The sequence below is a fragment of the Selenomonas sp. oral taxon 126 genome (assembly GCF_001683335.1).
Classification (GTDB): domain Bacteria; phylum Bacillota; class Negativicutes; order Selenomonadales; family Selenomonadaceae; genus Centipeda.
In genome coordinates this window covers 1,717,999-1,729,194 of the sequence record NZ_CP016201.1, presented here as the reverse complement: position 1 = coordinate 1,729,194, position 11,196 = coordinate 1,717,999, and the positions used below count along the sequence as shown (strand labels likewise).

At 58.4% G+C, this 11,196-nt stretch carries 6 protein-coding genes and 1 pseudogene; 4 read left to right on the top strand and 3 right to left on the bottom strand.

All coding sequences use genetic code 11. The features are described 5' to 3' along the window. The 3 genes and pseudogenes from AXF19_RS07820 to AXF19_RS07810 all read right to left on the bottom strand — a co-directional run. Nucleotides 1-185: pseudogene (locus AXF19_RS07820) on the bottom strand (nitrate reductase molybdenum cofactor assembly chaperone); the annotation flags it as partial. Further along, nucleotides 185-1,606, bottom strand: coding sequence for a nitrate reductase subunit beta (narH, locus tag AXF19_RS07815; RefSeq protein WP_066847264.1), 1,422 nt, complete (start codon nt 1,604-1,606; stop codon nt 185-187). The gene narH and the pseudogene AXF19_RS07820, both read right to left, overlap by 1 nt. Beyond that, entirely contained in the window at nt 1,596-5,291 is a 3,696-nt protein-coding gene (locus AXF19_RS07810) for a nitrate reductase subunit alpha (RefSeq protein ID WP_066847261.1), read from the bottom strand. The genes narH and AXF19_RS07810 overlap by 11 nt, the downstream gene beginning before the upstream one ends. Before the next feature lie 262 nt (nt 5,292-5,553). On the opposite strand from AXF19_RS07810, the gene AXF19_RS07805 reads away from it, so the two are divergent. The 4 genes from AXF19_RS07805 (at nt 5,554) to AXF19_RS07790 (ending at nt 11,190) form a co-directional block, all read left to right on the top strand. Next, nucleotides 5,554-6,879, top strand: coding sequence for a threonine/serine ThrE exporter family protein (locus AXF19_RS07805; protein WP_066847258.1), 1,326 nt, complete (start codon nt 5,554-5,556; stop codon nt 6,877-6,879). Nucleotides 6,880-7,013: 134 nt separating this feature from the next. Beyond that, on the top strand, nt 7,014-8,342 hold the full coding sequence (locus AXF19_RS07800) for a threonine/serine ThrE exporter family protein (RefSeq protein ID WP_066847255.1): 1,329 nt from the start codon (nt 7,014-7,016) through the stop codon (nt 8,340-8,342). Nucleotides 8,343-8,544: 202 nt separating this feature from the next. Further along, entirely contained in the window at nt 8,545-9,666 is a 1,122-nt protein-coding gene (gene ald / locus AXF19_RS07795) for an alanine dehydrogenase (protein ID WP_066847252.1), read from the top strand. A gap of 144 nt (nt 9,667-9,810) precedes the next feature. Beyond that, on the top strand, nt 9,811-11,190 hold the full coding sequence (locus tag AXF19_RS07790) for an amino acid permease (protein WP_066847248.1): 1,380 nt from the start codon (nt 9,811-9,813) through the stop codon (nt 11,188-11,190). Nucleotides 11,191-11,196 lie beyond the last annotated feature (6 nt).

The following is an 11,196-nucleotide window of genomic DNA, read 5'->3' as shown; positions in this document are numbered from 1 at the left end:
AACTCCTGTCGGTCGCTCTCTCCGATGTAGCCGAAGAACTCCTCGAAGACCTCGCGCGACTGCGGACGCTCGACATCCGAGACCGCTGCTGCATGGGTGGGAACACTCTCCCACCACGTTTCCGTGGGATACTCGAACAGATAGGAGGTGAGGAGAAGCGGTGTCTGAATGCGGTTCGTATCCATCAGCAGCACCCTCCGGGACAGGCATAGCCGACCGAGCCCTGCAGTTCACGCAGCTTCTCGTGCGTAACATCCTGCAGACCTGCGGGGATGTTGAAGCGGTCGCGGCGCTTGGCAATGCCGAGGAGGCGGTACATCGCCTCATACGTCTCAATGTCGTGCGTAAGGTTCGCCGGCAGTTCCTCGCCCGTCTGCTTTGCACGCATGACGGCACGCAGTTCGAGCAGGACGTGCAGCACGCGCTCGATCGCCGCCTCGTCGCCCGCCGTCAAGAGCTGTGCGAGGTAGGCAACAGGGATGCGCATCTCCGCCGCGCCGGGGAAGAACACCTTCTCCTCGACGCGCCGTGCAATCGGGCTGAGGGGCGGGACGTACCAGACATTCGGCAGCGTGCGGTACTCCGGATGGAGTGGGAACGCGAGCTGCCAGTCGGCGATCAGCTTGTACGAGGGCGAGTTCTGCGCCGCGCGAATCCAGCGGTCGGGGATGCCCGCCGCCTGCGCCGCCTTTACGGTCTCGGGATCGTTTGGATCGCAGAGTGCACCGAGATATGCCTTGTAGATATCCTTCGGGTCGGGCGTAGATGCCGCTGTCTTGACTTTATCTGCATCGTAGAGCAGCACGCCGATATAGCGCATACGCCCGACGCAGCCGTCGCTGCACACGGTCGGCAGACCGTTCTCAAGACGCGGGAAGCAGAACGTGCACTTCTCCGCCTTGTTCGTCTCCCAGTTGTAGTAGATTTTTTTATAGGGACACGACGGAACGCAGTGCCGCCAGCCGCGGCAGCCGTCCTGCGAGATCAGTACCACGCCGTCCTCGTCGCGCTTGTAGATCGCGCCCGAGGGGCACGCTGCGACGCACGCGGGGTTGAGACAGTGGTTGCAGAGACGCGGCAGGTGCTTCATGAAGATATCGTGGAACTCGAGTGTGATCTCCTGTCCCATCTTGCTGAGGTTGTAGTCCTTGCGTGCCGACTGTCCGTCCGCGAGATCGTCCTCCCAGTTCGGCCCCCACTTGATCTCCATGCGCTTCTGGGTGATCAGCGAGCGCGGACGCGCCACGGGCTGATGGTTGCGCCGTTTCGTGTGAATCAGCGTCTCGTAGTCGTACGTCCACGGCTCGTAGTAGTCGTCCATCTCGGGCTGCTGCGGATGATAGAACAGCTTTGCAAGGCGCGTCGTCATGCCGCCGGTCTTGAGTCCGAGCTTGCCGTCACGCAGCTCCCAGCCGCCCTTCCATTTCTCCTGATTCTCCCACTGCTTCGGATAGCCGATGCCAGGCTTCGTCTCGACGTTGTTGAAATACATGTACTCCGCGCCGCGCCGGTTCGTCCAGACGTTCTTGCAGAGGATGGAGCACGTGTGACAGCCGATGCACTTGTCCAGATTCATGACCATCGCAATCTGCGCTTTAATCTTCAAGCCAATCTACCTCCTCCATGCGCCGCACGACGACGTACGAGTCGCGCTGATTGCCCGTCGGGCCGTAGTAGTTGAAACCGTAGCTGAGCTGCCCGTAGCCGCCAATGAGGTGGGTGGGCTTGATGTGGATGTGCGTCGGCGTGTTGTGCGTACCCGCGCGCGTGCCCGAGATCTTCGAGCCCGGCACGTTGATGTGGCGATCCTGCGCGTGGTGCATAAAGACACTGCCCTGCGGGAGGCGCGGCGACACGACGACGCGCGAGGCGACGACACCATTGCGGTTATACAGCTCGATCCAGTCGTTGTCCTTCACACCGATCTCCGCCGCGTCCTTCTCGCTCATCCAGACACTCTGTCCGCCGCGGAACATCGTGAGCATCTGCTGCGCATCGAAGTACATACTGTGCGTGCTCCACTTGTTGTGCGGCGTGAGATACTTCAGCGTGATTTCCTTCTGCGTGCCGTTCAGCGACTTGTTCATCGGACGGAAGTCGAGGATCGGGCGGTAGACCGCCTGCGCCTCGCCGAACTCGCGCATGACCTCGTGATCCATGTAGAAATGCTGCCGCCCTGTCAGTGTGCGGAACGGGATCAGCTCCTCCACGTTGTTCGTAAAGGGTGTATAGCGGCGGTTCTGGTTACTGCCCGTAAAGGTCGGCGCGGTGATCGTCTCACGCGGCTGCGCGATGACCTGATCGTAGGTGAACCGATCGTCCTCGCGATCCTTCGCGAGCTTCACGAGGTTGTCGAGACCCGTGCGCTTCTCCACCGCCTCCCATGCGCGGACTGCCGTACGTCCGCAGGTCGTCGGCGACATGCCGAGCACGGCGTCGATTGCCTGCCGCGCCTCGTAGATGGAGGGGCAGCCGTAGGACACATAGTCCTTGTTCTGAATCACGCCGTTGCGCTGGCGAATCTCCTCGTAGTCCTCCGCCGAGTCCCACGTATTGCCGTGGCTCGCCGTCTTGCCGCCCGCATTGGGGCCGAGCGCGATCCACTTCTCATAGAGCTTCGTGTAGTCAATCGTATTCGAGGCGATATTGGGCATCGTCTTGCCGGGGATCGGCTCGCACTCGCCCTTGCTCCAGTCGCGCACGACACCGTCCGGCTGCGCCAGCTCCGCCTCGCTGTCGTGCCCGAGTGGGGTCGCAGCGATGTTCGTGTACGGCGTGAGCTTTGCGTCCTTTGCGACCTGCGACACCGCCTGTGCCAGTGTGCGGTAGATGTCCCAGTCCGTCCGCGACTCCCAGAGCGGATCGACCGCCGGCTGGAAGGGGTGAACAAACGGGTGCATATCCGTCGAGGAGAGGTCGGTCTTCTCGTACCACGTCGCCGTCGGCAGCACGATGTCCGAGTAAAGCGCGTTGCCCGCCATGCGGAAGTCGAGCGCAACGAGCAGATCGAGCTTGCCCTCGAGCGCCCCGCCCGGCTGCATGAGTTCCTCCTTCTCGCGCCACTTGACCTCCTGCGGGCGCGTCGCACAGTCCTCCTCCTGGAAGATGCTGTTCTCCGTGCCAAGAAGGTATTTGAGGAAGTAGTCGTTGCCCTTCGCGGACGAGCCGAGCAGGTTGCACCGCCAGACAAAGAGGTTGCGCGGGAAATTCTCCGGTGCATCGGGGTCTTCCCATGCGAACTTCAGGCTCTTGTCCTTCAAGCTCTTCACGATGTATTCCTTGATGCCGTCCACGCCCTCGAAGCCCGCCGCCTTTGCATCCGCAGCAAGGTCGTTCGAGCCACGGTTGAACGTCGGGTAGGACGGTGCCCAACCCAGACGCGCCGCCATGACGGCATAGTCCGCCGCGTGATTGTAGCGTGCGTTTTCGTTCGCCGCCGTCAGTGCGTCCGTCTGGATCTCGTCGCTGCGCCACTGGTCGGTCGCGAAGTAGTAGAACGATGTGGAGTTGAGCAGCTTCGGCGGCCCCTGCCAGTCCGAGCCGCTCATGATGCGCGCCCAGCCCTCATTTGGGCGCAGTTTCTCCTGCCCGACGTAGTGTGCCCAGCCGCCGCCGTTGCGCCCCTCGCAGCCCGTGAAGAGCAGGAGGTTGATGATCGTGCGGTAGACCGCGTCCGCATGGAACCAGTGGTTGATGCCGCCGCCCATGATAATCATGGTTCTGCCGTTCGTCTTGATGGCGTTATCCGCGATCTCGCGTGCCGTCTTGATGACGAGATCGGGCGAAATGCCCGTGTACTTCTCCTGCCATGCGGGCGTATACGGTGTGTCGTCCTCGTACGAGCCTGCGCTCTCGCCGCCGATGCCGCGATCAATCGCATAGTTCGCGAGCGTGAGGTCGTAGACCGTCGTGACGAGCACCTCGCCGTCCGCCGTCTTCACGCTGCGCACAGGCAGAGCACGCGTCAGTGTGCGCTCCCTGCGGTCGTTGCCGAAGTACGGCAGCTGCACCTCAACCGTCCCCGTCTTGTCGTCCCAGACACTAAGACGCGGGCAGATCTCCGCGCCCGTGTCGCGGTTCTCCTCGCGGATGTTCCACTTCTCCTGCGTCGACCAACGCTCGCCGAGCGTGCCGTTCGGAATGACGATCTCGCCCGTCACATCGTCCACCACGTAGTAGCGGAAGTCCGCGTGCTTCTCGTCACGTCCCATGTCGCGCGAGGAGAGCATACGCCCGGGGATGTACGTGCCGTCCTCTTTCTTCTCGATACGCACGAGGAACGGGAAGTCCGTATACTTCCGCGTGTACTCGAGGAAGAACGGCGTGGTTTTATCAACGTAGTATTCCTTGAGAATGACGTGCCCCATCGCCATCGCCATTGCGGAGTCGCTGCCGACCTTGAGCGGGATCCACGTATCCGCGAACATCGAGGACTCGGCGTAGTCGGGTGCAATCGACACGACCTTTGTGCCCTTGTAGCGCACCTCCGCCATAAAGTGTGCGTCCGGCGTGCGCGTGAGCGGTACATTCGAGCCCCATGTGATGAGGTAGCCTGCATTGTACCAGTCGCTCGACTCGGGCACGTCCGTCTGCTCGCCCCAGATCTGCGGGCTCGCGGGCGGCAGATCGGCATACCAGTCGTAGAACGAGAGGCCGACGCCGCCCATCAGCTGCATGAAGCGGATGCCCGCCGCATAGCTCAGCATCGACATCGCGGGGATAACGGAGAAGCCGAAGATGCGGTCGGAGCCGTAGGTATACGCCGTGTAGAGCACGGAGGCGGCGATCAGCTCGCTGACCTCCTGCCAGTTCGAGCGCACAAAGCCGCCCATGCCGCGTGCCTGCTTGTACTGCTTCTTCTTTGCGGGATCGGAGGCGATGCTCTTCCATGCCTCGTACGCGTTCGGATGCGCCGCACGCGCCTCACGCCAAAGAGCCGCGAGTTCCCCGCGCATATACGGGTACTTCACGCGGTGCGGACTGTAGAGATACCACGAGAACGTCGTCCCGCGCGGACAGCCGCGCGGCTCGAAGTCCGGCATATCCGGCGCCGTCTCCGGATAGTCGGTCGCCTGATTCTCCCACGCCACAATGCCGTTCTTGACGTGGACGTTCCAGCTGCACGAACCCGTGCAGTTGACCCCGTGCGTCGTGCGGACCGTCTTGTCGAACGACCAGCGGTCGCGGTACATGTTCTCCCATGCGCGCCCGCCCTCGTGCGTCTCATTGTGACCGTCTGCGGATTTCGACGTAGGAATCAGATACTTGAACTTTTGAAAGATACTGCTCACGCCTTCACCCCTCCATCAATTTCTTCATCAAAAAGATTTATATACACGATATAATTTTACTATAGGGTTAGGTCGATGGATGTGAGCAATATCACAGGTTTATAAATTTTTATAGCTGAAAATTATTCTTTCTATTGGTTTTGTCTATCAAAGAGCATTTGTCCATCTGTATACCGGATTTCTTATTTCACGCCGATAATCTTCTGTGATATAATGACAAAAATATTGTAAGCAGGTGAGAAAGGCAAATCGTGATGCTCCTATGAACACTGAACTCATACAAAACGCCTCCAAAGACAGCAATAAAATGCTCAACCACAAGATGAAGATCCTGCTCGACATTGGGCAGACATTGATGGAGAACGGCGCAGACTGTTCGCGCATCGTGCGTGATATGCGGCGCGCGGCGGTGCATCTCAGGATTCCCGCCGAGCAGATCCAGTCACATGTGACCTACACGACGCTCATGCTCTGCGTCAGCGACGGCGAGCGCTCGTTCACGCAGTTCCGCAAATGCAACAAACACGGCGTCAACCTCGCCATCCTTGCCGCCGTCAGCAAGCTGACATGGCGCATTCTGCGCGGTAATACACCGCTGAATCCGATCGAGCGCGCGATCAACCGCATCCGCGAGCGCCCCCTCTGCTATCCCGACTGGATCATCGCGCTCGGCGCCGCCGTCGGCTCGGGCGGCTCGTGCAAGCTCTTCGGCGGCAGCTGGCTCGAGGCACTGGTCGCCACCATCGCGGCACTCATGGGCTTCATCGCGCACCGCACGAGCACGCGATACGCATTCAATCCATATGCATGTGCCATGATTACGGGCTTTGTAGCAACGCTCTTCGCGTGGATCATCCCCGCTGCGCTCGGACTTCCTACAATGTGGTACGCGCTTGTCGCCTGCACCATCTTCCTCATGCCGGGCTTCCCCTCCATCAACGCCGCGAGCGATATGCTGAACCGCTTCACCACCTCTGGCATGACGCGCGCAATGGATACCATGCTCATCATCGGGGGCATGACCTTCGGCATCGCCTTCGCCATCCTCGTTGCAGGCGTGCACAACATATCGGATGTGCACATACAGCCGACGGACAGTTATCTCAATCAGGCGATTGCTGCCATCCTCGCAGCGGGCGGCTTCTCCATCATGTTCAACACACCAAAGAAACTGCTCGCCATCGTTGCGTTCGAGGGCATCGTGACCATGCTCATCCGCAACGTCCTCATGCTCGAGTTCGGACTGCCGCAGTCCATCGGCTCCTTTGCGGCTGCCGCTGTCGTCGGCATCGCCGCCCTCAAAATCATCCACATCGTCCACACGCCGAACACCCTGCTCATCATCCCGCCCGTCATCCCGCTCATCCCCTGCGTCCTCCTCTACCGCCTCCTCTTCGCCGTCCTGCACATCCAGACCATCTCCGTCGAGGAGCTGCTCGAGGCACTGCGCTTCGGCGTGAACGGCGTCACCATCATCCTCGCTGTCGTCGTTGGCGTCTCCATCCCGAACATCTTCATCCAGAAGCGCATTGAGGCGCAGCAGCAGCGTGAGATCAGCGACATTATTGCTGCGCGTGAGGATGCGTAGCGGTCTTCTTCCTCCACATCTCCATAAAAAGCTGCCTGACGGCGGCTTTTTTGTGTGGTGTCATCTATTTTATATTTATATTATTTATGATATAATAAATAATATATCGTATAGAAAGGTCAGATGATGCTCTCATGAATATTGCACCCATCAAAAATGCATCGGCGGACGATAACCGGACACTCAACCACAAGATGAAGATCCTGCTCGATATCGGACAGGCGCTCATGGAAAGCGGTGCAGACTGCGCACGGATCATACGGGATATGCGGCGCGCAGCAGCACATCTGCGCATCCCGTCCGACCAGATCCAGTCTCATGTCACCTATACAACGCTCATGCTGAATGTCACAGACGGCGAGCGATCCTTCACCCAATTTCGCAAGTGCATGAAGCACGGTGTCAATCTCGCCGTCATCGAAGCCATCAGCAAGCTGACTTGGCGCATCCTGCGCGGCAACACGCCCATGAATGCCATCGAAAATGCCGTCAATCGAATCTGGCAGCGCCCACGCTGCTACTCGACCTTCCTCACCGCACTTGGCGCTGCCGCCGGCTCAGGCGCTTCCTGCACACTCTTTGGCGGAAGTTTGCCGGAAACACTCATCGCAGCCATTGCGGCACTCGTCGGATTCAGTGCTCACCGCCTCAGCACAAGAAATGAATTCAATCCCTATGCCTGCGCCATGATTGCAGCATTTGCCGCCACCATATCTGCGTGGCTCATCCCAATGCTATTTAGATGCGGCACCATGTGGTACGCACTCGTTGCCTGCACCATCTTTCTCGTTCCCGGATTTCCAATCATCAACTCTGCAAGCGACGTCATCAACCGCTATATTTCCTCCGGAATGACCCGTGCCATCGACACGATACTCATCATCGGAGGAATGACCTTCGGCATCGCCTTTGCCATCCTCTCCACCGGCATCGAAAACATCTCCGATGTCCACATCCAACCGACAGCTGCCTACCTCGAACAGGCAGTCGCAGCAGCACTGGCGGCTGTCGGCTTCTCCATCATATTCAACACGCCGAAAAAACTGCTCGCAATCGTCGCGCTCGAAGGCACCCTCACAATGCTCATCCGCAACGTCCTCATGATCGAATGCAATTTGTCACAGGCGGTCGGTTCGTTTGCTGCAGCAGCAGTCGTCGGCATCTCCGCACTCAAGGTGATCCACATCGTCCACACACCGAATACACTGCTCATCATCCCACCCATCATCCCGCTTGTCCCCGGCGTACTCCTCTACCGTCTGCTCTTTGCTATCCTGCACATCCAGACCATCTCCGTCGAGGAGCTCTTGGAGGCACTGCGCTTCGGCGTGGATGGCGTGACCATTATCCTCGCCATTGTCGTCGGTGTCTCCATCCCGAATATCTTCATCCAGAAGCGCATCGAAGCACAACAGCTGCGCGAGATCAATAGAATTATCGAAAGGCGCGAGGCAGAGGGCTGACAGGACAGACGCGCGTATTTGCTTGTTTCCCCCATAATCATGTGGACTAATATGCACAGTAGTTAAAAAAAAATTACTTTTAGTACTTGACAAAAGTGTCTGAATTATATTAAAATCCCAAATAGGGTATACCTTTAGAAATTCCCCTAGCCGTTTCAAACCTTCTGTATTTTTTATCTATCTGTAGTAGGAGGAAAAAAACATGATTGTTGGCGTTTCGAAGGAAATCAAGAACAATGAGTTCCGCGTCGGTATGACCCCTTCGGGTGTCGAGGCGATGCGCCGTGCTGGTCACACGGTCCTGATCGAAGAGGGCGCCGGCGTTGGCAGCGGCTTCACGGATGCCGATTACAAGGCTGTTGGCGCTGAGATCGTCTCGGACAAGAAGGCTCTGTTTGATCGTTCTGAAATGATTGTTAAGGTGAAAGAGCCGCTTGAATCCGAGTATGACCTCTTCCATGAGGGGCAGATCCTCTTCACCTACCTCCATCTCGCAGCTGAGCCCGAACTGACGGAAGCTCTCCTCAAGAAGAAGGTTGTCGGCATTGCCTATGAGACGGTTATCGCCAAGGGCGGCCGTGGTCTCCCCCTGCTCGCACCGATGAGCGAAATTGCAGGCCGTATGTCCGTCCAGATCGGCGCACAGTTCCTTGAGAGCCGTTACGGCGGCAGCGGCGTCCTCCTCGGCGGTATCGCAGGTGTCGCAGCAGGACAGGTCGTCATCATCGGCGGCGGCAACGTCGGCACGAATGCAGCAAAGATTGCTGTTGGTCTCGGCGCACGCGTCACCATCATCGACCTCTCGATTGAGCGTCTCCGCTATCTCGATGAGATCTTCGGCGGTCGTGTTGTCACGGAGTACTCCTCGAGCTACAACATCGCAAAATGGGTCAAGGAGGCAGACCTCCTCATTGGCTCGGTTCTCGTGCCGGGCGGCCGTACGCCGACCCTCGTCACCGAGGACATGATCAAGACGATGAAGAAGGGCTCCGTTGTCGTCGACGTTGCAATCGACCAGGGCGGCTCCATCCAGACCTGCGACCACTGCACGACGCATGAGAACCCGACGTTCGAGAAGCATGGCGTTGTCCACTACTCCGTTGCAAACATCCCGGGTGCTGTATCGCGTACCTCCACGCTCGGCATCACGAACGCAACGATCGAGTATGCTCTCGCACTCGCAAACAAGGGCTACAAGGCAGCTCTCCGCGATATCCCCGGCTTCAAGTATGGTCTCAACACCATCGACGGGCATCTCACGAACGAGCCGGTCTCCAAGGCGCTGAACATTCCGTTCAAGCCCATTGACGAGTTCCTTGCTTAATTCTCTACGCTGACTGCTGAGGGGCTGTTTCACTCCCATATGCTTCCATATGCGCCGTGAAACAGCCCCCTTTTTCTTAGGAATCACTTGTGAATTCAACGGTTCCTCAATGAAAACTGAAAAGAAAGGCTTGGAGGTCTTTGTATGTTTTTTAAGAAGAAAACACTGGAGGACTTCAGTGCGCAACGCGAAGGCAGCGGAATGCTCCGCACGCTGAGCACTCTTGACCTTACCTTCCTTGGCATCGGCGGCATCATCGGCTCGGGCGTGTTCGTTCTGACCGGTATCGGTGCCGCGCGCTACGCAGGCCCCGGTATTGTATTATCCTTCGTTGCCGCAGGTCTTCTCTGTATGCTCGTCGGACTTGCCTACGCCGAGCTCGCATCGCTGATCCCCGCTGCGGGCAGTGCGTATGCCTATACGTTCGCATCTCTCGGTGAGGGCATGGCGTTCCTGTGCGGGTGGTCGCTGATCATCGGCTACATCGTTACCGCGAGTGCGGTTGCCGTCGGTTTCTCCGCCTACTTCTCAGGAATGATGGCATCCCTCGGGATGGAGATACCAAAGGCGCTTCTCACAACGGCACCAGAGGGCGGTATCATCAACCTCCCCGCCGTCGTTATCACCCTCCTCATCGGCTTCATCCTCGCGCATGGCACGAAGGAAAGCTCGCGTCTCAACGCGATCCTCATCTCGCTCACGCTGTGTGCAATTGTCGCATTCGTTGTCGTCACCTCGCCCCATATGGATATGGCGAAGAATATGGAGCCGTTCCTGCCCTTTGGTGCTGCCGGCATCATGACGGGCGCAGCGGTCGTGTTCTTCTCCTTCATGGGCTTCGATACGGTTGCAACCTCCGCCGAGGAGTGCAAGACGCCCGAGAAGAGCCTCCCAATCGGCATCATTGCATCGGTCTTTGTCTGCCTCTGCATCTACTCTGTCGTGGCATTCGTCCTCACGGGTACGGTCAACTACGCAGATCTCGACCGCGCAGATCCGGTTGCCTACTGCCTCCGTCTCATCGGCTACACGGGGCTGGCAAACCTCGTTACCGTCGGCATCCTCTTCGGTATGATCACAACGCTGATCGTTTACATCTTCGGTCAGGCACGCGTCTTCTTTGCAATGTCGCGTGACGGCTTCCTGCCGAAGTCGATGGCGAATATTCATCCGAAATACGGCACGCCGTACTTCATTACCCTCGTCGGCTCCGTCATCATTGCCTTCATTGCAGGCTGCGTCCCGATGCTCTACATCGTCGAGCTTGCGAACACTGGTGTTCTCGCGGCATTCTTCATCGTCTTCGTGGGTCTGATTGCGCTCCGCCGTCATTCTCCCGACCTGCCGCGCACGTTCCACTTCCCCCTGCTCTACGTGCTCGCACCGATCGGTATGGCTGTCTGCCTCTATCTCATCTGGGCGCTCTCGCTCGTGACGAACATCACGTTCATTGTGCTCATGATTCTTGGTTACTTCTTCTATGCCAGCTACGCTCCATCGCATCGCTGCTGGGAAAAGAAATAGTATCCA